This window comes from Streptomyces sp. MGP-BFMKR1 (assembly GCF_057766585.1).
Genome location: NZ_CM173408.1, coordinates 2,898,056 through 2,921,719, shown reverse-complemented (window position 1 = coordinate 2,921,719; position 23,664 = coordinate 2,898,056). Strand labels below are relative to the sequence as shown.

The following is a 23,664-nucleotide window of genomic DNA, read 5'->3' as shown; positions in this document are numbered from 1 at the left end:
ACCGTCGTTGCGAAGGGCTTCATGGCGTGAATGCGGGTCGGCTGCTCGGGGATACACCTTCGTAGAGCTGAATGGTGTCGGAATGACATCGCCCGTGTGACCTGATCAAGGTTCTGCCCGGCTCGCCCGTCACCGGAGGTGAGCTGACCACTTAACCCTTCGAGGTGGCGACACATGACCGAGAACTGGATCAAGTCCAGCTACAGCGCATCGAACGGCGGCGAATGCATCGAGTGGGCCCCCGCGCACGCGGCCACAACCGGCGTCGTCCCCGTACGCGACAGCAAGGACCCGCAGGGCCCGGCCCTGGCCTTCGAGCCGGCCGCGTGGAGCGCCTTCGTGGCGGGCGTGAAGGTGGGCGACTTCGGCGCGTAGCCCGTTACCCGCCGACACCCGAAGAACCCCCAACCAGACGGTTGGGGGTTCTTCCATGACCAGGCCGGTGGAATGGCCGTCACGCCGTACGAGGTTGGCTGCTCGCTGAGACCACCCCGGCCCTCAGGCCGCCGCGGGGCCCGTTCCCAGCCGCCGGTCCGCCGGTCCGCCGGTCCGCCGGTCTCGTCAGGGCGTAGCGGTCTTGGTCAGGACGACCGGGTAGCCGATGCGTCCGGTGCCGTCCGAGGGCGGGCGGTGTCCCAGCACGTCGATGGTCTTGCCTGAGGCCAGTACGTCAAAGCCGTTCAGCGGCGGCGCGGCGGCGTCGGCCAGGCCGAGCGAGGTCCAGCGGGTGCCCGCGGCGTTGCCCTGCACCACGTCGGTCCGCTCCTCGCCCACGACGACCACGAACACCGGCGCGTCCCCGTTGACGGTGACCGCGGACACCGGCGCTGTGCCGGCCGGCAGCGGCTTGCGGGTCCAGGTGCCGTTCGCGTACCGCAGGGCGAAACCGCCCCGGGTGCCGTCCGCCGCCTTGGTCGTACCGCCGGCCCACACCACGCCGCCCGGGCCGGGCGCGAGCGCGTCGAACTGGGCCTGTACGTCGCCGAGGTCCGGCACCCGCACCTCGCTCCAGCTCTTGCCGTCGAAGTGCAGGAGGAGCGGCCGGGTGCCCGCGTCGCCGTACACCGAGCCCGCCGCCCACACGTCGTTGGCGGCCAGCGCGGTCACCGTGACCAGGTGCCAGCCGTCCCGGTCACCGCCGATGGCGGGCAGCTTCGCCGCGGTCCAGCGGGTGCCGTTCCAGTGGCTGAGCAGGCCCACGTTCCTGCTGTCGTTCGAGTCGCTGGTGGGAACCTGGACCCAGCCCGTCGCCCAGGCGTCGGTCGCGGTGCGCGCGTCGACGGCCAGGAAGCCCGCACCGATCGTGTCCTTCGGTACCGGGGCCACCGAGTTCTTCCACGCCCGGCCGTTCCAGCTCTGGTTGACCACGCCGCCGGACGGCTCGTGGTAGTCGCCGACCAGCACCGCACTGCGGCTGGACGAGGCGTCCACGTCGTTCCACCGCTCGTTGTACCCGTTCGGCCCGGGTATGGTCGCCCGCTCCTTCCACCCGGTGCCCTTGCGGTCGTCGCGCTCCCACAGCGTGGGTACGAAGGCGAAGTTGTCCCCGTACCAGTCGAAGCGCATCCCCGACGCCCACGTGACGTGCGCGTCCACGCGCGTCAGGCGGATGCCCGTGGCATCCGGCTCGGCCACCGTTCTCTCCTGCCAGCCGGCGACGCGCGACGCCGGGCCGGCGGACGGGTGGGCGGGGGCGGCGTGCGGGGTCCCGGCGGGGCGGCCGGCGCGCCCGGGCTCGAACGCGTGGTGGCCGGTCGCGGTGCGGCTGATCGGGCCGGCGCCGAGCGTGGCCGACGGGTGGGCAAGCCCTTCCTGGGCCGCCGCCCGGCCCTCGGCCGAGCCCCCGCCCGGGGAGGCCGCGACCGCTGGTGCCGCGGTGGCCGTGACTGCTGTGACGGCCAGGGCCGCGCTGACGACCAGGCCGGCCCGCAATCGGCCGGCGGCACCAGAATCCGTGCTGAGCAAACTCACCGTACGTCCTCTCGACGAGCATCTCGCCCGGGCTGCCCGCCACACCGCACACGGCGCGACCCGGTCGAAGGGGCCCGGCGGCCCCTCACTCCTTTCCATGGCTGCGCAGCGGTCGGAGTTCCCGATTCCGCCGCCTGATCTGCATCAAATGCGGTAGCACACCGTCCAGTTATGGTGGTGAGGCGGGGTGAGCACCGCGCCTGACGGTGGCGAGGGTTGTCGAATTACGCCGTGACCAACGTCCCCGGCTGTTCGGCCATTTCGCGGGCGGGATTCCGGGGCGCCGTCGTGGCGGGCGCCTGCGTACCGCCTGTGGGGGTTGCCAGGGGTGGCCCGGGCCGGGAGCGCGTCACATCGGCAGGTCCCACCCGGGGCCGGCTTCGGTGCCGAGCCACACCCGCTGACCGGCGGGCGAGATCGTGATGCCGAACCCTTCTTGGTGCGGTTCGCCGGCGGCCTGCCACTGCTGTACGGCCCGCTCGACCTGGTCCCACAGGCGGACGGGGCCGCGCTGCACGACGGTCCAGCCGCCGTCGGGGCTGGGAGCTGTCCGGGCCTGTGAGCCGGTGGACACGTCCCAGAGGATCTTTTGCGTGCCCGTCCCCAGGCGTTCGGCGGAGGGTGCCGCGAGCTGCGCGACCCGACGAACGGGACACCGAGGCCGCTCCGTTGACGCCAGGGCGCTCGCGGCGGTGTCTGAGTATGACTACTCATGCACACCGCGCGGGCAACCTCCGTAGAGTGATCGCTATCGCGTAAGTGGCCACCGAGGGGCGGGGAACACACGGGTGAGTACGTTTGACGAGGAGTGGGCCAGCATCCGGCGGGGGCCGTCGGCGGGTGCGGCGGATATGCGACTGGCCAGTGCCGAGGCGTCGGACGAGTGGAGCGGCGGTGGCCAGGACGGCGTGAAGTCGGACCGCGCTGCCTGGAACGCGGCAGGCGGCAGCGTCGGGGCTCTGCGGTCCAACGTCGCGAAGGCCCTGACGGCGCTGGAGCACGGACAAGGCGGCGCGCAGCGCTCCGGCGCGCACGGCGTGGCAAGCGCACAGGCCCAGCACGAGGCATACGTCTCCTGGCAGCGGTACCTCAAGGCCGTGGGCGAGCGTTGCGAGGCTGTGCAGAGCCAGCTGAAGAAGGCGGGTGCCGTCCAGCACGCGAACGACCGTGCCACGCGAGGCGCGTTCGATGGCATGAATGACCAGTACGTGGACACCCCGACCGTGGGCGGCCAGGGTCGGGGGCGGTGAGCCGCGCGCCATGGACTTCGCGACACTCAAGACTCTGCGCCCCGCCGACTTCGAGGACGCGGCGGACGGCTACCGGGCTAGCCGCGACATGGCCAGCACGGCTAAGGACACCCTGAACGGCCAGGTCCCGGGCGGAATGCGGACCGCGCTGCGCGGTGAAGCCGTCGAAGCGGCCGTGAAGCAACTCCAGAAACTCTCCGAGAGCTTTCACTATGTGCAGGTCGAATGCGGGCTGATGGTCACGTCTCTGACCACGCTCGCAGGCGAGCTGCGTGCTGCGCAGAAGAAGCTGGCTGCGGCTCTGGAGGCGGCTAGGGCCGGTGGCTGCTCGGTCAACCCCGACGGCTCGGTGCGCTACCCACCGGGCGGCGACAAGGTGGACGCCGAGATTCCGGCGGGCGGCACGGTGCGCGGCAGCGCGTCGGCCCAGGGTTCTTCGGCGCCGATCGACCTCGCAGACGACACGAACGACACCGCCAGCGCCCTGCGTGACCAGGCGGCGAACCAGCACCCGAACCCGTACTACGGCCGCGCGCAGGAGTACGCGGACCGTATCGCCCAAGCGGTCGCCGATGCCACCGAGGCCGACGAGCGGTGGGCCCCACAGATCAGGCGTCTCAAGGCCGATGACGACCTGCACGTCTCGCATGCGGACTGGGCCGATGCCGGACGGGATAGAGAAGGCGCCCAGGGGGCGGCCACGGAATACGTCCAGGGGATCGACGCCCCGCCCAAGAACGGGGACCCGGAGGGAAACGCCGAGTGGTGGAAGGGGCTTTCGCGCGATGAGAAAGCGGCCTATGTCGCCCTGAACCCCGCCAGCGTAGGAGCCTTGGACGGCCTCCCCGCCGAGGTCCGTGACGAGGCCAACCGGGCGGTGTTGGTCGAAACGCGGGGCCGATACGAGACGGAGTTGCAGGCGATTCCAGCCCGGCCGGCCGGGGGTGACGAGCGGAAGGACTGGGACGACAAGCACGAGAAGCGGTACGAGCACCTCAAGGGACGACTGGACGGTATGGCGACAATCCAGAGTCGATTCGACCGGGTTGGCCAGGACGGGTTACCCGAGGCGTACCTGCTCGGTTTCGACGCGGAGGCCAACAAGGACGGCCGGGTCATCATCGCGAACGGAAATCCGGACACGGCCGATCACACAGCCATCTACGTACCGGGTACGAAGACCGACCTGGAAAGCATCGAGGACGAGACCTCGAAGGGGGAGGCGCTCTGGCGGGAGAGCTCCAGTCTGGCTCCGAGCCAGTCCGTTTCCACCATCACCTGGTTCGACTACGATGCGCCGCGGACGGCGAAGCCCTTCGTTGAAGGGGACATTTTGCCCGAAGCCCAGTCCGATGACTACGCGAGGCGGGGCGCGCCTCAACTGCGAAGCTTTCTCGATGGCAGTGAAGCGGCTCACCGGATCGCCACCGGCGAAAGCGCGCACGCGACTCTCATCGGGCACAGCTACGGCAGCACTCTCATCGGTGACACGGCGAAGCACACCAGTGAGTACCGACCCTTCTCCATCAGCGATCCGCTACCGGTCGATGACGTCGTGGCCGTTGGCAGCCCGGGTATGCAGGCCAGGCACGCGGCCGACCTCGGCTTCGAGTTCGGGCACATGTGGGCCATGGGAGGCGGGGGCGACGACAAGTGGGTGCGTGAGGGCGGTAGATATGCGGGTCTCGGCGGTGACGGCGTCATTCCCACCGACCCCGAATTCGGGGCCAACATCATGGAGAGTGATGCCGAGGGGCACGGAGAATTCTGGGACGAGGAGGACGGCGTGGCTTCGCTGAGTCTCAGGAACCAGGCGAACGTGATTGTCGGAAGGTACGGGGACGTCGCGTTGAAGCGGGAAGCAAGTTGGTGAACTGGCGTCGTCGCGAGGGTGCCCGGTGGGGAGTTGGCCTCTGTCTGGCGCTCTTGTTGGTCACGGGATGCTCCCACGCGCGAGATAAGGCGAGTGATGTGGACTACCAACCGAGAGATCGACGGAGCGCGGAAGTGGAGGGCGAGGTCGGTTCCCTATCCAGTGAACTCCTCGATGTCCTCCGGGTCAGGGGGAAGGTCACGAAGCCCGGACCCATGGCGAGCCCGTGTCGGGTGGAGGGAGGCGGGGCCGACTCGTATCGGAGCGTTCGGCATCCCTGGTCGCTCTACGGCGTGGACAACAAGGTCCTGGAACGAGCCATGCGCGATCTCGCGGACGGGCTTCCGAAGCGTGGATGGAAGATCGTCAAGCAGGGAACCGACTCCAGCCGGAACCGCAATCTGGAGATCCTCGCCGTACACCTCGAAAGTCGTACCCAGGCGGAGATCACCTGGCGCAAGGGTCTGGACGGTCACGAGCCCCTGATTTCCTTCGCGGTCTACTCCCGCTGTTTCCGCGACCCTGATTTCTCCGCCACACCCACCTCCGACGGCTGAGCGAGGTGACTCTGCTAGGGCAGCCGGGTGGCGGCTCCGGTCCGGCGGCGTCGCCGGGGACGGTCGTAACCTGTGCTTGTTGACGTTGCCGTGGGCCCGGGTCGGGAGCGCGTCACATCGGCAGGTCCCACCCGGGGCCGGCCTCGGTGCCGAGCCACACCCGCTGACCGACGGGCGAGATCGTGATGCCGAACCCTTCTTGGTGCGGTTCGCCGGCGGCCTGCCACTGCCGTACGGCCCGCTCGACCTGGTCCCACAGGCGGACGGGGCCGCGCTGCACGACGGTCCAGCCGCCGCCGGGGCTGGGAGCTGTCCGGGCCTGTGAGCCGGTGGACACGTCCCAGAGGATCTGTTGCGTGCCCGTCCCCAGGCGTTCGGCGGAGGGTGCCGCGAGCTGCGCGACCCAGCCACCGGTCCAGCCATCGAGCTTCGTCGGGTCGATCTCGCTCGGGCGCTCGTCTCCCGGCAGCAGCGCCAGCGCCGGTCGGGGCGGGCGGTCGTGCGGCCGGGCGATCATGAAGCTGGTGTAGCCGGGCAGGAACCGACCGGTTGCCTCCCCGGGGCCGGTCACATCCAGCAAGGCGAGGGCGTTGGCGAGACTCCAACCAGAGAGAGTGACGAGGATCTTCCCGCTCGGCCGGACCTGGTGCAGCCACGGCAGCGGAACGTACCGGACCGAACACGTGGCGATCAGTCGGTCGTACGGGCCTCCGTCCGGATCGCCGCGCAGCCCGTCACCGATGATCAGCCGTGGCGCGAAGCCGGCCGCTTTGAGCGCCACAGCGGCGGCACCGCCGACCACAGGGTCGTATTCGATGCTGGTGATATTGGCGTCCCCGAGGTGGTGCGCGCCGAGAGCGGTCGAGTATCCGGTGCCGGTGCCGATCTCCAACACCCGGTGACCGGCTTCGACGCCGAGCTGTTGCCACATGCGCAGCACCAGAGACGGCAGGGTGGACGAGGAGGAGGGGGAGCCGGTCGCGGTCCCCTCCGCCACATCGTTGGGCCGGGTCCGCCCGTCCAGTTGGGTGATCAGCGTCGCGTCGGAGTAGATCCCCTCCAGCCACCCGGGATCGCCCTCGCGGACAGGCCGATAGCTGGTCGGTACGGTGCCCGGCATCGGCCTGAAGTAGGCCCCCGCGAACAACTCACGCGGCACCGCCCTGACGGCGCTCCGCCACTCGGGGTCCGTGAGGGCGCCCGTCTCGGTGAGGCTGTCCGCCAACGTCTCGCGGAGCTGGGTCGAAGTGCTCACGTACCGGGGCCTTTCGCTAGCCGTGCGGTTGACGGTGAGGTTGAACGCACCGTAGAGCGAACGACCTTCCGCACGGCAGGTGCGGGTCGGGCGGGCGATGGCGACAGAATTTCCTCACCCCTCCACACCACGAGCCTTCGCCACATCCCCACCCCGCAACGCCGGGTCCAGGATCACCTCCTCGCCGCGCTCGGTCGTCGGGTCCTCCGGGAAGTGGCAGGCCGTGAGGTGGCCCGGCCGGTTGCCCGGGATGTGGGTCAGGGGTGGTTCCTCCGACGCGCAGCGGTCGCGCGCCTTCCAGCAGCGGGTGCGGAAGCGGCAGCCCGATGGCGGGCGGATGGGTGAGGGGACGTCGCCGGCGAGGCGGATGCGTCCGCCGCCTGCGGGGCGGGCCGGGCGGGCAGAGCCGTGCGAGGGGTCGTCGGCGGGGGAGTCCGCCGCCGGTCGGCTCTCCGCGAGGAACCCCGTCGCCGGTCCGCTCTCCGCGAGGAACTCCGTCGCGTCCGGGACCGCCGACAGCAGGGCGTGGGTGTACGGGTGGCGGGGGTGGGCGTAGATGGACTCGCGGTCGCCCACCTCGACGATCTTGCCGAGGTACATCACCGCCACCCGCTGCGAGAAGTGCCGGACCACCGCCAGGTCGTGGGCAATGAAGACGAAGGCGATGCCGAGTTCGGCGCGCAGGCGCTGGAGCAGGTTGATGACCTGGGCCTGGATGGAGACGTCGAGGGCGGAGACGGGCTCGTCGGCGACGATGAGGCGGGGATTGAGGGCGAGGGCGCGGGCCACGCCGATGCGTTGGCGTTGGCCGCCGGAGAACTCGTGCGGGAAGCGGTTGTAGTGCTCGGGGCTGAGGCCCACCGTCTCCAGGAGTTCGCGCACCCGGGCCTCCCGGCCGCCGGGTGGGCGGATGCGGTTGATCTCCATCGGGCCGGAGATGATCGCGCCGACCGTCTGGCGGGGGTTGAGGGACGAGTACGGGTCCTGGAAGATCATCTGGATCTCGGAGCGGATCGGGGCGAGGGCCTTGCGGTCGGCGTGCGTGATGTCCTGGCCTCGGTAGCTGATGCGGCCGGCCGTCGGTTCGAGCAGGCGGGTCAGCAGCCGTCCGGTGGTGGACTTGCCGCACCCCGACTCGCCGACCAGGCCGAAGCTCTCGCCCGCGTGCACCGCCAGGTCGACGCCGTCCACCGCCTGCACGGCGCCGACCTTCCGCTGGAACGGGAAGCCGCCCATGATCGGGAAGTGCTTGGTCAGCCGCTCGGCCACGAGCAGCGGTTCCCCGGGCGCGGGCTCGTTCCCCGCGCTCTGCTCCACGGTCCACCCCGTGGCCGTGTCCCGCGTCATCGGTCCCCTCCCTGGCCCGGGACGCCACCCGGCTCCTTGTTGACCGGGCCTCCGCCGGCCGGATCGTCCGCAGGCGCCGGACCGTTCGTAGGCGCCGGATCGTCCGTAGGCGCCGGACCGTCGTCCGTACGTGTCGCCCCCGCCGGGCCGGCGCCCGCGGTCCCGCCGCCACCTCGCCGGACGGCGCCCGGCCCACCCCGCCGCACGGCGCCCGCGCGCTCCGCGCCCAGGTGGCACGCGGCCCCGCGCCCCGCCGGCAGCGCCGGGCGCTCCGTCGCGCAGCGGTCGCCGCCCACCACGGCGGCGTATGCGCAGCGCGGGTGGAAGGGGCAGCCGGAGGGTGGGGCGAGCAGGCTGGGTGGGGCGCCGGGGATGGGGGTCAGTGGGGCGTCCACGGAACCGGCCAGGGTGGGCATGGAGTCCAACAGGCCCCACGTGTACGGGTGTTGGGGCGCGGACAGGACCTCGCGTACGGTTCCGCGTTCCACCGCGCGGCCCGCGTACATCACCAGCAGGTCGTCGGCCGCGTTGGCCACCACGCCCAGGTCGTGGGTGATCAGGATGATCGCCGAGCCGAACTCCTGCTGGAGGTCGCCGAGCAGGTCGAGGATCTGGGCCTGGACGGTGACGTCGAGGGCGGTGGTCGGCTCGTCGGCGATCAGGAGGTCGGGGTCGCAGATCAGCGCCATGGCGATCATCGCGCGCTGGCGCATGCCGCCGGAGAACTGGTGCGGGTAGTCGTCCACGCGCCGCCGCGCGTGCGGGATGCCGACCTTGGCCAGCATCTCGATGGCGCGCTGCCGCGCCGCTCGCTTGGTGGCGCCGGTGTGCTTGCGGTACGGCTCGGCGATCTGCCGGCCGACCGTGTAGTACGGGGAGAGCGCGGTCAGCGGGTCCTGGAAGATCATCGCCATCTTGTTGCCGCGCAGGCGTTCCAGCGCGCGTTCGCCGGCGCCGGTCAACTCCTGGCCGTCCAGCAGGATCTGGCCCTCCACGGTGGTGGTGCGCGGGTCGTGCAGGCCGAGCACGGTGAGGTTGGTGACGGACTTGCCCGAGCCGGACTCGCCGACGATGCCGAGCGTGCGGCCCCGCTCCAGGTCGAAGGAGAGCCCGTCCACGGCCCTGACGGTGCCGTCCTCGGTAGCGAAGCGCACCCGGAGGTCGCGTACGGACAGGTAGCCGCCGGCCGCGCCCGGCGCGGGCGCCGGCGCGCCGTGGGTGGCGGTGGTCATCTGCTCAGCCCTCCTAGGCGAGGCGCACGCGCGGGTCGATGACGGCGTACAGGGCGTCCACGACGATGGTGAACACGACGATCGCCGCCGAGCTGATCAGCATCACGCCCATCAGCATGGGCAGGTCCGTGAGGCGGACCGAGTCCACCGCCAGCCGGCCGACGCCGTGCAGCGTGAACGTGTACTCGGTGATCATGGCGCCGCCGAGCAGCGAGCCCAGGTCCATGCCGAAGATGGTCACGATGGGCGCGATCGCCCCGCGCCAGGCGTACCGGAAGAAGACCGTGCGCCCGGACAGGCCCTTGGCGCGGGCGGTGCGCACGTGGTCCTCGTGTAACTGCTCGACCAACTGCGAGCGGGTCATCCGGCTGTAGTTGGCCATGAAGATCAGCGAAAGCACCAGCCAGGGCAGCAGCATGCCGCTGAACCACCTGGCGGGATTCTCGGTGATCGGGTGGTACGCCGGCTGCTCCACGATCGACAGCCCGCTGACGAACCAGGCCAGGCACAGCACGCCCACGAAGTAGACCTGGAGGGACTGGCCGAGCAGCGAGAGCGAGCTGAAGAACTTGTCGACCCAGGTGCCGCGCCGCCACGCGGCGATCATGCCGAGTCCCACGCCCGCCACCAGGAAGACCACGGCCGCGCCGAGCGCCAGCGAGAGCGTGGTGGGGAAGCGGTCCACGATGGTAGGCCACACCGGCTCCTGGTTGACGAAGGAGTAGCCGAAGCACGGCGCGTCGCAGTGCCCGACGGGGAAGTCCCGGCCCGCGACGATGCCGACCATGAACTCCCCGTACTGGACGGGGATCGGCTTGTCGAGGCCGAGGTTCTCGTTGATGAGGGCGAGGGACGCCGGGTCGCAGTTCTTCCCGCAGGCCAGCCTGGCGGGGTCGGCGGGCAGCGCGAAGAAGAGGAAGAACGTGATCGCGCTGATCAGGACGAGGATCACGACCGCGCCGAGGGAGCGGCGGATGAGGAATCTCAGCATGGCATCGCGGGTCTCCGGGTCGGGGGCGCGGGCCCCGGGCGTGCGCGGTCAGTACACGGTCACGTTGCCCGCTCGCGGTGGACGGCCGACGCTGCGCGAGTGCGGCCGTCCCCCGCGCGCGGGGGCCGTCACTTCACGAACACGGCCGTCGGGTCGACCGCGCCGTACGGCTCGTGGAACTTGACCCCGCCGATACCCGAACCCCACAGCGTGAACAGCCGGTTGTAGAAGACCGGGACCTGCGGGATCTCCTCGGTCAGCACGCGTTCGGCCAGCTTGACCCACTCGGGGGCGGCCTTGTTCAGGTCCTCGATCCGCTCGATCCGCTCGATCTCCTTGTTGATCGTGGGGGAGTTGAGGTGGGAGTAGTTGGGCGAGCTGTCGTAGACGTTCTTGCCGCTGTAGACCGGCGGGACGACCGTCGAGCCCGAGGGCCAGTCGGCGCTCCACGAGGACCGGTACAGGTCGTAGGTGTTGTTCACCCTGCCGATCTGCGTGTAGTACGTGCCGCGGTCCAGCTCCTTCTTCTCCACCGTGAAGCCGGCCGCCTCCAGGGCCCGTTCCACGACGACCGACGCGTCCTGCGCGGGCTTGTCGTTGCCGTACGCGTAGACGATTCGGTAGCCCTCCTCGCCCGCCTCCTTCAGCAACTCCTTCGCCTTCTTGATGTTGCCGCCGGGGTACTTCCGCTTCTGGAACGGGTCGAAGTCGCGGTTGTGGCCCTTGAGGGTGGGCCCGACCAGCGATCCGGCGATCTCGCCGGCCTTGGGCCCGCCGTACTGCTGGAGGTACTGGCCGCCCGGGAACGCCCAGGCCAGCGCCTCGCGGACCTTCTTGTTCTTCACCCGGCTGGTGTTGATGCTGACGACGTCCACGTACGGCTGGGTGCGGGTCAGCGAGCGCGCCATCGCCTCCCGGTCCTTCAACACGGTGGAGATCTGCGCCGGGTCCACCGCGTTGTTCCAGGTCATGGCCCGCTTGTCGGCGCCCTGGTCGGCGAGGAGGCGGCGCGTGGAGTCCATCCACTGGTGGCCGAAGGACACCTCGAAGCGGTCCACGTACTGGTGCCGGATCGGGTCGGTCTTCGGGTCCCAGTGCTCGTTGCGTACGAACGTGATGCCCTTGCCCGGCTTGAAGTCGGCGACCTTGTACGGGCCCGAGGCGACCGGCGCCTTGTTGTACCCCTCCTTCTTGTCCTTGCCCGGCGGCACCGCGCCGATGTTCGGCATGGCCACCGCGAACGGCACCTCGGCGCGCGGCTGGTCGAAGTGGAAGACGATGGTCTTGTCGTCCGGCGTGTCGAGCACCGACGCCGGCAGGTGGTCCCCGCCGTACGGGCCGTCCGGCAGCGCCTCGCGGAAGGTCTGCCCCTCGCCCGAGAGCCACTGCTGGAGGTAGAGGGGCCCGTTGGTCTGGTACTTCGCGTACAGCCGCTCGATGGAGTGCCGCACGTCCCGCGAGGTGATGGGCGTGCCGTCCTCGAACTTCAGCCCGTCCTTGAGCGTGTACGTCCAGGTCCGGCCGCCGTCCGACGACCTGCCGATGTCGGTCGCGAGGTCGCCGACCAGCTTCGTCTTCCCCGTCTTGTCGTCCACCTGGTAGTTGGTCAGCGTCCGGTTGTAGACGGTCTGCATGATCAACTCGTCGGTGACGTAGATCTGCCCGGGGTCCAGGTACTCGTACGCGTCACGTTGCAGGACCCGTACCGTGCCGCCCTTCTTCGCGCCGGGCACCTCCTTCGCGGGGCCGGTGGAGTCGGCCGCGCTGCCCAGGGTGATGCCGTGGGCCTCCATCGTCGGCTCCGTCGAGCGGTCGCTGCCGGACCCGCCGCCCTCGCTGCACGCCGTGAGCACCAGGACCCCGGTGGCCAGCGCGATCGCGCGGGTTCTGACTTTCGATGTGCGGTTGACCGTCATGGCTGTGCATCCACCTGCCTCGTCGGACGAACACTGCTGCGCACTGTCTGCCTGGTGTTGCCTGGTACCGCCGGTCACCGTCGGGCGCTGGCTGGCACCGCCGGGCTACGGGGCCGAGCGGGCCGGTCCGCGGCTTCCTCGGCGTCGCTCCGGCGGCCGGCTCATCGGGTGGTCTTCGGGTCCATGGCGTCCCGGACGGAGTCCCCGAGCAGGTTGAAGGCCACGACGAAGACCACCATCGCGACGCCGGGGAAGAACATGTAGGTGATGTCGCCCTCGTAGAACTCGGCCCCCTTGGCGAACATCCGGCCCCAGTCCGGGGTCGGCTCCACGACCCCGACGCCGAGGAAGGAGAGGCCGGCCTCGGCGGTCACGAACATGGGGAGCATCAGCGTGGACTGCACCAGGATCGGCGTGCCCAGATTGGGCAACAACTCCCTGCGGATGATCCGCCACGGGGACGCCCCGGTGACCCGGGCCGCCTCGATGAACTCCCGCTCCCGCAGCGAGAGCACCTGCCCGCGCAGCAGCCGGGCCAACTGCATCCAGCCGAGCAACCACAACACCAGGACCAGCGCCGTCACCCGTAAATAGGTGGGAGTTTCCTTCTCGGGGCTCACGAAAAGCGCGGTGACCACCGGCATGAAGGCCACGAAGAACAACTGCTGCGGAAAGGAGAGCAGCAGATCGATGAGCCGGCCCAGGAAGTAGTCGGTGCGCCCGCCGAGATATCCGGCGGCCACTCCGATGACGATGCCGGTGATCGTGGAGAGCACGGTGGCGGCGAGACCGATGAGCAACGAGGTGCGAATGCCGTAGACGAGCTGCATCAGCACGTCGCGGCCGAGTTTCGGTTCAATTCCGAACCAGAACTCGCCATCGATCCCACCGTTGGGTTTCATCGGATAGCCGCTGACCGGGTCGAGGAGTTCCGGCCGGTCCAGGCCGTAGGTGGTGTACGCGTCCTTTCCGTACAGCCACGAGATCACCGGCGCCAACAGCGCGACGGCGAAGAAGAACAACACCACCAGGGCGGCGACCACGCCCGCCCGGTCGCGCCGGAAGCGGCGCCACATCAACTGCCGGGGCGAGCGGCCGACCAACTCCGCGGCCACCAGCGGCTCGCTCGGACCGCTCGCTTTCGTCACCCGTCCCGGGCCCGGCGGCACGCCGCCTGCGGCGGGTTCGGCCCCTGCGGCAGCGGCCTGGAATGGACTCGTCATCGCGTAGCGCCCCCGCACTTCTCACTGGGTGTGCCGTGCTCGTGGACTCCCCGCGGACGCCACCACGCGCCGCCGGATGAGCGGGACTGTCGCAATGAATTCCCAGCTCGGTCAAGGGGGCGTGGAACGGATACCGCGCGGGTGCGACCTTCTTGAGCGAAGGTTGTGCAGATTGAGGTGGGCGCGTGCTTGACAGGCCGCGCGGAAAGGCGACAGACGCCCCTAAAATCTCTTTAAACCCGTTGATTATCGGGCCGTTTCGCCGCCAGTACGCGCCATCGCACGCGATCACGGCGAAATGGGAGCGCATCACCGCCAGGAGCGTACGGCCACGGAAAGCGGGAGATCCCGGGGCCGGCGACGATTTTTCTGACCTCGTCGCCGCCGGCGCACTTGACCGCGCGCACGCTGGGTAGACCTGTCGTGCCGGGCGGTGTCGCTGCCCGAGCGGGGCAGTCAGGGGGGCGGCCAACGTGAGCGAGCAACAGACCATCGGGCGTGAGGTACGGATCTTCGGCGCGCTGTACTGCGCCGCGTTCGCGGCCATCTCGCTGGCCTGGATCATCCGGGACCTGAACGACGTCGACACACCGTCCTCGGTGTGGTGGTCCTGGGTGGGCCTGGCGGGTGATCCGTACGACAGCGGCCTGGTCGTCTCCTCCTACTACGACCTGGTCCTGCTCGTGCTCTACGTCGCGACCGGCCTGATCGTCATGCGCTCCGCGGTCGCCGGCAGTGCCCTGGTCGCCGTCGCGGTGACCACCATCGCGCTGCGGTTGCCCAGCCTGTGGAACCTGCACGCCGACTGGATGGACGGCATGTCCAGCGGCATGGCCACCCGCGCTCAACTCACCTGCTGGTCTGCGGTGTTGCTCAGCGCGGCGGTGCTGATGGCGGTCGCCGCAGCGCGCTCCGCGGCCCGGCAGCGACCCCCGGCGAACGACCAGCAGCGGTACGGTGCGGCCCCGCCCGCGCGGCTCACCGAGCCCACGCCCGGCGGGGCGGGGGCGGCCTTCGCCTTTCTGGGCGGCATCGGCCTGGTGCTGATCTCCTGGCAGTTCTACTTCGCCCAGGAGCGGGGCTGGGAGGTCTACAAGCGGCAACTCACCGGGGAGCGCTACCTGCTGACGCTCCTCGGCCAACCCGGCGCCTGGGTCGCCTGGTTCGTCGCGCTCCTCGCGGTCGTGGCCGGCGCCCTCGCGCTGCGCCAGACCCCGTACGTCCGGCCGCTCGGCATGGTCGCCGCCCTCCTGGTGGTCGCCTACTCGGCCAGCGACGTGTCGGCCATCCTCAAGCTCGAACTCTTCGACCACATGGACGACCTGCCCACCAGCGGCAAGCTGTTCGTGTGGTCGTCCTTCGTACAGATCGTCGCCGGCCTGGTGGCCATCCTCGCGCTCGCTCCGCGAGGACCCGAGCACGTCACGGGCCCGCCGCCCGGCTGGGGCCCCCAGCCCACACCGGGCTACGGCGGCGACGGCTACGCCACCCCCGACGGCTACGGCCCGGGCCCCACACCCCGCAACTACCCGCCGGCCGGCGGCTACCAGGGCGGCGGCTACCAGGACGGCTATCCGGGCGGCCAGCAGGGCGGCGGCTATCAGGGTGGCTACCAGGGCGGTTACCAGGGTGACCAACAAGGGGGCTACCAGGGCGGTTACGGCGCCCCGCCCCCGCCTCCGGCGAGCCCGCCGCCCCTGCCTCCGCCCCCGGCGGGTCCACCGCCCGCGAATCCGCCCGGCTCCTGGTAGGCGGGCGGCCCGACTGATCGCGCGGCGGGCGCGCGCCGCCCGCGCGGTGGCTCGGGCGGCGCGCCAGGCGGCTAGGCCGCGCCGCCCGCCGCGCCGTCCGCCGCGTCGGCTTCGCCGCCGGGCAGCCCCAGCGAGCGGCGCAGGAAGTCCACCTGGAGCAGCAGCAGGTTCTCCGCCACCTGTTCCTGCGGCGTCATGTGGGTGACCCCGGACAGCGGCACCACCTCGTGCGGGCGGCCGGCCGCGAGCAGGGCGGAGGACAGTCGCAGCGTGTGGGCCACCACCACGTTGTCGTCCGCGAGGCCGTGGATGATCATCATCGGGCGGGCCGGCTCCGCCGCCTCGACCAGGCCCTCGTCGGTGACCAGCGAGTTGCGCGCGTACACCGCGGGCTGCTCGTCCGGGTGGCCCAGGTAGCGCTCCGTGTAGTGCGTGTCGTACAGCCGCTGGTCGGTGACCGGAGCGCCGACGATCGCCGCGTGGAAGACGTCCGGGCGGCGCAGCCCGGCCAGGCCGGCGAGCAGTCCGCCGTACGACCAGCCACGGATGGCGACCCGCCCGAGGTCGAGCGGGAACCGGTCGGCGAGCCCGTGCAGCGCGTCCACCTGGTCCTGCAACGTCACCGCCGCCACCTCGTGCCGGATCGCCTTCTCCCAGCCGGGGGAGCGGCCCGGGGTGCCCCGGCCGTCCGCCACGATCACCGCGAAGCCCTGGTCGGCGAACCACTGCGAGGTCAGGTACGCGTTGTGCGCCGCGAGCACCCGCTGCCCGTGCGGCCCGCCGTACGGGTCCATCAGGACCGGCAGCGGGCCGTCCCCGGTCGCGTACCCGGTGGGCAGCAGCACGGCGCAGGGGATGTTCCGCTCGCCGGCGAAGACCAGGCGCGGGGCGGCGGTCAGCACCGGGCGTTCCGCGTGGCTGGCGATCTCGGTCAGGCGCTCCCAGTCGGCCGGCGCCCGCTCGTCGTCGGCCCGTACGACCGCGACCCGCACGCCCGGTTCGGCCAGCCCCAGCGAGGGCAGCACCAGCACGTCGCCGCCGCGCACCGCGGAGGTCACGGCGGGGTCGGGGGAGAGCGCGATCGGCTCGCAGCCGCCGGGCACGTTGGGCAGCGGGCCGGCGCCGCCGGGCCCGTCGCCGCCGGCGCGGAACCAGGCCCGGTAGACGCCGATCTCGCCGGGCACCCGCGGCAGGCCGGCGCCCTCGCCGGGCGCGGCGGAGAACAGCACGTCCCGTTCGCCGATCCCGAGCACCGCCCTGACGTGCAGGGAGTCCGAGGTGAGCCGCTGGTCACCGACCATCAGCACGCGCGCGCCGGCCTCGTCGGCGATCCGTACCAACTGCCCGTCCGGGGTCCAGGCGGGCACCCCGGGGAAGAGGTCGAGCCACGCGTCGTCCTCGTCCGCGTGCACGGTGCGCGTCTCGCCGGTGGCGGTGTCGACCGTCAGGTAGCGCTGGGTGCGCTGGTCGCGCGCCTGCACCAGGAGCAGCGGCGGGCCGTCGGCCGACCAGTGCACCCGGGCCAGGTACGGGAACCGCCCGTGGTCCCAGGTCACCTCGGTGCGCGTGCCGTCCAGGCCGATCAGGGCGAGCGTCACGACGGCGTTGGGAGTGCCGGCCGCCGGGTAGGCCACCTCGGTCGGCTCCCGGTCCGGGTTGGCCGGGTCGGCGATCCACCAGCGCCGCACGGGCGACTCGTCCACCCGCGCGACCAGCAGCGCGTCGCTGTTCGGCGACCACCAGAAGCCGCGCGAGCGGTCCATCTCCTCGGCCGCGATGAACTCCGCGAGGCCGTACGTGACGTCCCGGCCCTCCGGCTCGGCCAGCGCCCGGTCGGCCTCGCCGTCGCTGCCGATCACGTACAGCGCGCCGCCCGCCGCGTAGGCCACGTGCCGCCCGTCGGGGGACGGACGCGGGTCCACCACCGGCCCGTGCCCGGCGGCCGGCGACAACTCCCGCGTGGTGCCCGCGCGCAACTCGGCGACGAAGAGTCGGCCCGACAGGGCGAAGGCCGCCAACTCGACGGCCCCGTCGGTCGCGTAGCCGACGACGCCGGCCGCGCCCTCGCGGCTGCGCTCGCGCCGCGCCCGCTCCTCGGCCGACAACTCCTCGCCGGCGCCGCCGAGCAGCGCGGCCGGATCGGCGGCCGGGTACTCCCGTCCCTGCGCCACGTCCAGCACCCAGAGCAGGTTCGCCCGGTCGGTGCCGTGCCGCGAGCGCAGGAAGACGACGCGTGCGCCGTCCGGCGACACGCTGAACGCGCGCGGCGCCCCGAGGGTGAAGCGCTGCGTCCGCGCGTGCTGTCGAGGAAACGAGAGGTGTCCGGTCATGGGGCCGAGCCTACGGGCCACCCCCGCGCCGGGGCGGCCCGCTGCCCGGGGTCGCGTCCGAATGCCGGGTGGGCGACGGGGAGCGGCCGTCGCGCGCCGGAGTACGCCGGGGTCTCACCCCACCGTGTAGGGGTGCGGGCGGGTCGGCCGGGCCGCGGCGCGCCGAGGTGGTGCGATGGGGCGCGTGGACGGGGTGGCGGGCGGCTCGGTGCGGGGCCGTTCCCGTCCGATGGCTGGACGGCACCGGTGAGGTGGCACATGCGAACAAGCATGCGCCCCTGTCATGCCCCCACACACCGTGATGTGCGGGTCGGTGGAAAGTTATGATCCCGACCGCATGGTGGGTAGGACTCAAGTTGGTCCGCGGGCCCCGGTGTTGTGGGGACCCGTGGTGCCGGGTGGCCCGCGGCGGTGGTGTTGGCCGTGGGGAGCGTGGAGCGGTGGTGGCGTGGATGAACGGGTGGGGAGCGGGGTAGCTCCTGGTGCGGTGCAGCGCACGGAGCGTAGGAGGGGCGGGCGTTCGCCGGGTCGCGCGCGGGGTAACGCGGGGCGCGGCGGAGGTTCGGCCGCGAGGTCCTTGTCGGGAAACACTAGGGAACGGCGGCCAGTAGTCGTCGACGGATGAATCTGGAGGTGAGCCGCCGTGGTGCTGTCAGTTTCGGCGGTGCTGCTGCTCGGCGTCATCACGGTCCTGCTGGTCAAGAAGAACGGCCTCAAAGCGGGACACGCCGTGGTCTGCGTGATGCTGGGCTTCTATCTCGCCGGCTCGTCCATGGCGCCCACGATCGACGAACTCGGCACCAGCGTCGCCGACGTCATCGGCGACATCAGGTTCTAGCCGCGGGTTCCAGCGGATTCTCACCGTCAGGGCCGACCGCCCTCGTACGCGCCCTGACCGGGCCACCGCTCCGGCGGAGCCACCCCGCTCCGGCGGAGCACCGGTCGCTCGGGTCCCACCGTCCCGCGCGGCATCGCGTCCCGCGCGGCATCGCGGTCCGGGTGCCGCTCGGAGCGGGCTCGGCGCAGCCGCGCGCCGTCGCGCGCTCGGGCGCGGGCCGGGGGCGGACATCGGGGCGCGTCCCCGGGGGCCGCCGGGGGCCCGTGCCGGGAGGCGGACTCGTAGGCTGTTCCCATGACCGTCCTTCCCGCTCGTCGTCTGCTCCTGGTGCACGCGCACCCGGACGACGAGTCGATCAACAACGGCGCCACGATGGCCGCGTACGCGTCCGCTGGCGCGCACGTGACGCTGGTGACCTGCACCCTCGGCGAGGAGGGCGAGGTCATCCCCGCCGACCTGGCCCACCTCGCCGCCGACCCGGCCTCCGTCGACGCGCGGGACCCCAGACCCGCCAGCGCGCTCGGCGCCCACCGGGCGGGCGAGCTGACCGCGGCGATGGCCGCGCTCGGGGTCAGCGACCACCGACTGCTCGGCGGCGCCGGCCGGTACCGCGACTCGGGAATGATGGGCATGCCGCACAACCGGCTCCCCGGAGCGTTCTGGCAGGCCGACACGGACGAGGCGGCAGCCCACCTGGTCGAGGTCGTCCGCGAGGTCAGGCCGCAGGTGCTCGTCACCTACGACCCGCACGGCGGCTACGGCCACCCCGACCACATCAAGGCGCACCGGGTGGCGATGCGCGCCGCGGAGCTGGCCGCGGAGCGCGGGTACCGCCGCGACCTGGGCGATCCGCACGAGATCGGCAAGATCTACTGGAACTGCGTCCCCCGCTCGGTGGCCGAACTGGGCCTGCTGCGCGCGCACAAGCTGGCCGACACGCCGGGCGGCGCCCCGTTCGCCGGCACCGCCGCGCTGGCCGACCTGCCGGGCGTGGTCGAGGACGACGAGGTGACGACGGTGATCGACGGATCGGCCCACGCGGCGGCCAAGGCGGCGGCGATGCGGGCCCACGCCACGCAGATCACCGTGCGCGGCGACTTCTTCGCCCTCTCGAACGACCTCGGCCAGCCGCTGCTGACCACGGAGTTCTACCGCCTCGTCCAGGGACGACGCGGCCCGGGCCGCGCCGTCGCGGACGGCGACACCGCGTGGCCGGGCCGCGAGGACGACCTGTTCGCGGGGGTGGCCACATGAGCGCGGGCGCGGGAGCGAGCGCGGGCAAGGGCGCGAGCGTGGCGAAGGGCGCGGCCAAGGGCTCGACCAACCCAACCAAGGGGACGGCCAAGGGCGCGGCCAAGGGAACAGCCAAGGGCGGCAGCCCGGCCAGGGGAACGTCTCAGGGCGCGGCCAAGGGGTCGGCGAACGGGACCGGTGCGGGCGGTGGCGCCGGTCGTACGCCCGCGCGCAGCGCTGTCCGGGCGGGCGCGGGCTCCGGCGCGGGGGCGGGCGTCGGGGGCGGGGCGAGCGGTGGCGGCGCCTGGCTGGCCAAGCCGCTGCGCCCGCTGCGGATCGCGGCGTACGCCCTGCTGGTCGTCGTCGGCGCGGTCGTCGGCATCGCCGGCGCGCTGGTCCAATCGGCGTGGTTCCCGGGCGGGTTGCTGCTGGCCCTGCTCGGTCTCGCGGCGCTTTGCTACGGCGGTCTGTACGCCACCCGGGCACGCGCCGGCGCGTGGTCGCCCGCCGGTGGTTGGCTGATGGTGGTGCTGTTCCTGACCGCGACCCGGCCCGAGGGTGACTTCGTGTTCGGGTCGGGCGTCGGCTCGTATCTCTTCCTGCTGGGTGGGATGTTCGCGGGTGTGATGTGTGCCACGGTGCCGAAGGTTCCGCAACCGCCGGCCTCGGCGACCCGACTTGGGAAATGACGTCACCTTTTGGGTGTGACGTACAGATGACGCTGGGCGCGCCGCCGCGAACCCGCTGGAGTGGGGAAACGGCGGCCGACAGGTGTCGGTCGGCCGTGCCCAGTATGGTGGTGCGCGCCGCCGAGCCTCCCCTGGCCTACGGCATGGGGAACCCCAGCGCGAGATGGGGGGCGGCGGAGCTAACTGGGAGAACCTGCTTTGAGCCGTGAATCTGACAGTTCGTCCTCCGGGCCCCAGGGGCGCGGCGACGCCGCGTACCCCTCGGGTACCCCGCCGTACGGATCGCGCCAGTATCCGTCGCCGCACCCGACCCAGGAGGCCCCGTACGACAACGCCGACGCGGACGGCCCCCGGCCGCCGCGCGCGCCCGAGGAGCCGAAGACCGAGACGACGCTGACCACCCGCATCCGGATCAACATCCCGGGTTCGCGGCCGATCCCCCCGGTCGTGGTGCGGAAGCCGGTCGGCGACGACGACTCGGCGGGCTCCGGCAGCGGCTCCGCTTCCGGCGCGGCGCGCGAGTCCGATCGCGGTGGGCAGCGCCCGGGCGGCGCGAAGGCCGGCGGATCGGGCGGCGCGCGCCCCGGCGGCCAGGCGCGCGGCGCCGGTCGCCCCGGCGGTTCCGCTCCCGGCTCCGGTTCGGCTCCCTCCCCGGCGTCTCCCGGCTCCCCCGCGTCGCCCGTGGGCCCGACCGGCGGCACCGCCTCCGGCTCCGGCTCCCTCGCCGGCCCGGGCGACCCGGCCCCGGGTGAGGGCGAGCGCAGGACGAGCGAGCGGACCAGCGACTGGTTCGCCCCCAGGAAGCCCAAGAACTCGCAGGCCGGGGCCTCGCCCCCGGCGCCGGCCGCGCCGAGCGCCCCGACGCCGGAGACCACCCAGGAGACCACGCAGCCCTTCCCCGCCTTCGGCGCGGACGGCCTGCCGGGCGACGGCGCGTACGACGACGGGTACGCGGGGCACACCGGCCCGAAGGACCCCGCCGGCCAGGGCGGCTACCCGGACCAGGCCGCCCCCGGCGGGCACGCCGACTTCGCGGGGTCCGACCCGTTCGGCGCGGGCGGGCCCGGCCCGGGCGGCGGGCAGCCGTACTACCCGGACTACGCCGACGGCCAGCACGGCGCGGGCCCCGGCGGTCCCGGCGGCGGGCAGGGCGACCCGCTCACCGACCCGCTGCCGGACCCCCTCACCGACCCGCTGCCCGATCCGCTCACCGACCCGCTGGGCACCTTCCCCGGCTCCGAGCCCGAGCCCGGTGGCGTCGACGGCGCTGACGCGGGCCCCCTGCGGCCTCGCGACCGCAGCGACCTCCCGTACGACGACTGGCCGGTGCGCACCGACACGCCGGCGGACGGCTTCGCCAGCCCCTGGCTCGGCGGCCAGGACGCCGCTGACCAGGCCGGCCCCGCCGGCGTGACCGGTGGGCCCACCACCGGCGACATGCCCGTCTCGCCGCCCGACTTCGCGTCCGGGCCCGGCCCGTCCACGGGTGTGGCACCCGGCCCCGACGCGCCGGGAGCGTCCTTCGACGCGCCGCCCGGCGCCCCGGGCGGCGACGCCCTCGGCCCCTTCGACGGGCCCGGCCGCTACGACGAGTCCGGCCGCTACGACGGCTTCGGCACGCCAGGCGGACCGCCCGGCCCGCCCCCGGCCGGTGGCGGCCCCTTCGACGCGCCCGGCACGCTGGGGAGCGGCCCCGGCGGACCTGCCGGGCCCGGCTTCGACACGCCCGGCGGACCGTTCGACGGCCCGGGCGGTTCCGGCGGGCCGAGCCAGCACGACGTCGAGCGGCCCGCGGCGGGTGGCGCGGCCGGCGACACGACCCGCCTCACGCCGCAGCAGCCCCGCACGAAGGCGAAGAAGGCACCGGCCGCGCCCACCACGGGCGCCGGCGCGCCCCCCGGCCCGGGCGCCGGCGCGTCCGGCGGCCTGGGCGCGACCACGCGCGGCGGGCAGGCCGCGAACCGGCTGCCCGGCGAGCCCGAGCTGACCGAGAGCGAGCGCGAGGCCAAGGCGGCGCTGGACGCGCTCGCCGCGGGCAAGCGCCCGAGCGGCCCGCCGGTCTCCGGGAACACGGTGGTCAGCGGCGTGCCCGCGACGGCGCCCGGCGGCGCGAGCGAGCCGCCCGCGAGCCAGGAGCCCCCGAAGCCGCCCGCCCCGGCTCCCGCCCCCAGCGGCGGCGGGAGCAAGCCCAAGAAGAAGGGCCGGTCCAAGCTGGTCATGGCGGGCGTGGGCATCGTCGGCGTGGTGTGCGTGGCGTACGGGGCGGGGCTGGTGCTCGGCCACGCGGACGTGCCCAACGGGACCACCGTGCTCGGCATCGACATCGGCGGGACCTCGAAGGAGGAGGCGGTCGAGAAGCTGGACACCCAGCTCGGCAACCGCACCACCGCGCCGATGAAGGTCTCCGTTGACGGCGAGCAACTGGAGCTCAAGCCGTCCGTCGCGGGCCTGTCGATCGACACCGAGGCCACCGTGCGGGACACCGCCGGCCGCGACTACAACCCGGTCACCGTCATCGGTTCGCTCTTCGGCGGCACCCGGGAGGCGGAGGCCAAGGTCAAGGTCGACGAGGAGAAGCTGCGGGACGCCCTCGGGCGGCTCGCGGGCGAGGGCTCGGGTTCGGCGCGCGAGGGCACCATCACCTTCGAGCCCGGCCGGGCGGTGCCGGTCTACGGCAAGGCCGGCAAGGGCCTCGACGCCGACAAGTCGGTGGACGCGGTGGCCCAGGCGTACCGGGAGCGGGCCGAGTCCGGCGAGAACCGGGCGGTGGCGCTGCCGAGCACGACCAGGCAGCCCAAGGTCTCCAACGCCGAGGTCGACCGCAAGATGAAGACGTTCGCCGAGCCCGCGATGTCGGGCCTGATCACCGTTCAGGCGGGCGGCCAGGAGATCCAGTTCGGCCCGGACCGCTCGCTGCCGCAGATCCTGTCCATGCGGGTGGTCGACGGCAAGCTGGTCGAGCACTACGACCTGGACGCCATAAAGCAGCTCTACGGCAGCACCTTCGACGGCGTGCTGGTCGAGCGGGGTGACGGTTCCAAGACCCCGGTCAGCCCGACGGACGTGGCGGGCGCCATGGGTCGGGCGCTCACCGGCAAGACGGTGACCGAGCGCACGGTGGCCATCCCGAACACGACCCTGGGCTGACGCGCCGTCTCCTGACGCGCCGGCCCAGTCGACGGGGCCCCGGGCCGGTTGCCCGGGGCCC

17 protein-coding genes and 1 pseudogene are annotated in these 23,664 nt (G+C 72.5%); 9 read left to right on the top strand and 9 right to left on the bottom strand.

The window, feature by feature from the left end; translation table 11 throughout:
* The first annotated feature begins 174 nt into the window (after nt 1–174).
* Entirely contained in the window at nt 175–375 is a 201-nt protein-coding gene (locus tag AC3CHW_RS10795; RefSeq protein WP_488470288.1) for a DUF397 domain-containing protein, read from the top strand.
* Nucleotides 376–561: 186 nt separating this feature from the next.
* On the opposite strand, the gene AC3CHW_RS10790 is transcribed toward AC3CHW_RS10795, so the two are convergent.
* Complete coding sequence (locus AC3CHW_RS10790) at nt 562–1,971, bottom strand: hypothetical protein (protein ID WP_488470287.1); 1,410 nt, start codon at nt 1,969–1,971, stop codon at nt 562–564.
* Between the two features lie 349 nt (nt 1,972–2,320).
* Nucleotides 2,321–2,611: pseudogene (locus AC3CHW_RS10785) on the bottom strand (ATP-grasp peptide maturase system methyltransferase); the annotation flags it as partial.
* Between the two features lie 148 nt (nt 2,612–2,759).
* Between AC3CHW_RS10785 and AC3CHW_RS10780 the strand changes: the two are divergent.
* From AC3CHW_RS10780 to AC3CHW_RS10770, 3 genes are all read left to right on the top strand, one after another.
* On the top strand, nt 2,760–3,221 hold the full coding sequence (locus AC3CHW_RS10780) for a hypothetical protein (RefSeq protein ID WP_488470286.1): 462 nt from the start codon (nt 2,760–2,762) through the stop codon (nt 3,219–3,221).
* 10 nt (nt 3,222–3,231) lie between these two features.
* Entirely contained in the window at nt 3,232–5,094 is a 1,863-nt protein-coding gene (locus AC3CHW_RS10775) for an alpha/beta hydrolase (protein ID WP_488470285.1), read from the top strand.
* A 293-nt stretch (nt 5,095–5,387) separates the two neighbouring features.
* Nucleotides 5,388–5,651, top strand: coding sequence for a hypothetical protein (locus tag AC3CHW_RS10770; protein ID WP_488470284.1), 264 nt, complete (start codon nt 5,388–5,390; stop codon nt 5,649–5,651).
* Nucleotides 5,652–5,763: 112 nt separating this feature from the next.
* Here the strand turns inward: AC3CHW_RS10770 and tgmC are convergent, their stop codons facing one another.
* The 6 genes from tgmC to AC3CHW_RS10740 all read right to left on the bottom strand — a co-directional run bounded on the left by tgmC (nt 5,764) and on the right by AC3CHW_RS10740 (nt 13,615).
* Entirely contained in the window at nt 5,764–6,906 is a 1,143-nt protein-coding gene (gene tgmC / locus AC3CHW_RS10765) for an ATP-grasp peptide maturase system methyltransferase (protein WP_488470283.1), read from the bottom strand.
* Between the two features lie 114 nt (nt 6,907–7,020).
* Nucleotides 7,021–8,253, bottom strand: a complete 1,233-nt coding sequence (locus tag AC3CHW_RS10760) for an ABC transporter ATP-binding protein (RefSeq protein WP_488470282.1) — start codon at nt 8,251–8,253, stop codon at nt 7,021–7,023.
* Nucleotides 8,250–9,485 (bottom strand): ABC transporter ATP-binding protein, encoded by a 1,236-nt coding sequence (locus AC3CHW_RS10755; protein ID WP_488470281.1) that lies wholly within the window; start codon nt 9,483–9,485, stop codon nt 8,250–8,252. The genes AC3CHW_RS10760 and AC3CHW_RS10755 overlap by 4 nt, the downstream gene beginning before the upstream one ends.
* Nucleotides 9,486–9,498: 13 nt before the next feature.
* A complete protein-coding gene (locus AC3CHW_RS10750) occupies nt 9,499–10,476 on the bottom strand; it encodes an ABC transporter permease (RefSeq protein WP_488470280.1) in 978 nt (325 codons plus the stop codon).
* A 128-nt stretch (nt 10,477–10,604) separates the two neighbouring features.
* Nucleotides 10,605–12,392: an ABC transporter substrate-binding protein gene (locus tag AC3CHW_RS10745; RefSeq protein WP_488470279.1), complete on the bottom strand. Its 1,788-nt coding sequence runs from the start codon at nt 12,390–12,392 to the stop codon at nt 10,605–10,607.
* A 161-nt stretch (nt 12,393–12,553) separates the two neighbouring features.
* Nucleotides 12,554–13,615: an ABC transporter permease gene (locus tag AC3CHW_RS10740; protein WP_488470278.1), complete on the bottom strand. Its 1,062-nt coding sequence runs from the start codon at nt 13,613–13,615 to the stop codon at nt 12,554–12,556.
* 473 nt (nt 13,616–14,088) lie between these two features.
* Between AC3CHW_RS10740 and AC3CHW_RS10735 the strand changes: the two genes are divergently transcribed.
* The gene (locus AC3CHW_RS10735) at nt 14,089–15,366 is read left to right on the top strand and encodes a hypothetical protein (RefSeq protein ID WP_488470277.1); all 1,278 of its coding nucleotides are present in this window, start codon (nt 14,089–14,091) and stop codon (nt 15,364–15,366) included.
* Nucleotides 15,367–15,437: 71 nt separating this feature from the next.
* On the opposite strand, the gene AC3CHW_RS10730 is transcribed toward AC3CHW_RS10735, so the two are convergent.
* Nucleotides 15,438–17,696: a prolyl oligopeptidase family serine peptidase gene (locus AC3CHW_RS10730; protein ID WP_488470276.1), complete on the bottom strand. Its 2,259-nt coding sequence runs from the start codon at nt 17,694–17,696 to the stop codon at nt 15,438–15,440.
* 643 nt (nt 17,697–18,339) lie between these two features.
* On the opposite strand from AC3CHW_RS10730, the gene AC3CHW_RS10725 reads away from it, so the two are divergent.
* From AC3CHW_RS10725 to AC3CHW_RS10710, 4 genes are all read left to right on the top strand, one after another.
* Entirely contained in the window at nt 18,340–18,534 is a 195-nt protein-coding gene (locus tag AC3CHW_RS10725; RefSeq protein WP_176163905.1) for a hypothetical protein, read from the top strand.
* 294 nt (nt 18,535–18,828) lie between these two features.
* A complete protein-coding gene (gene mshB / locus AC3CHW_RS10720; protein WP_488470275.1) occupies nt 18,829–19,788 on the top strand; it encodes an N-acetyl-1-D-myo-inositol-2-amino-2-deoxy-alpha-D-glucopyranoside deacetylase in 960 nt (319 codons plus the stop codon).
* 299 nt (nt 19,789–20,087) lie between these two features.
* A complete protein-coding gene (locus tag AC3CHW_RS10715; protein WP_176166385.1) occupies nt 20,088–20,456 on the top strand; it encodes a DUF6113 family protein in 369 nt (122 codons plus the stop codon).
* 198 nt (nt 20,457–20,654) lie between these two features.
* Complete coding sequence (locus tag AC3CHW_RS10710; protein WP_488470274.1) at nt 20,655–23,603, top strand: peptidoglycan binding domain-containing protein; 2,949 nt, start codon at nt 20,655–20,657, stop codon at nt 23,601–23,603.
* The last annotated feature ends 61 nt before the right edge of the window (nt 23,604–23,664 follow it).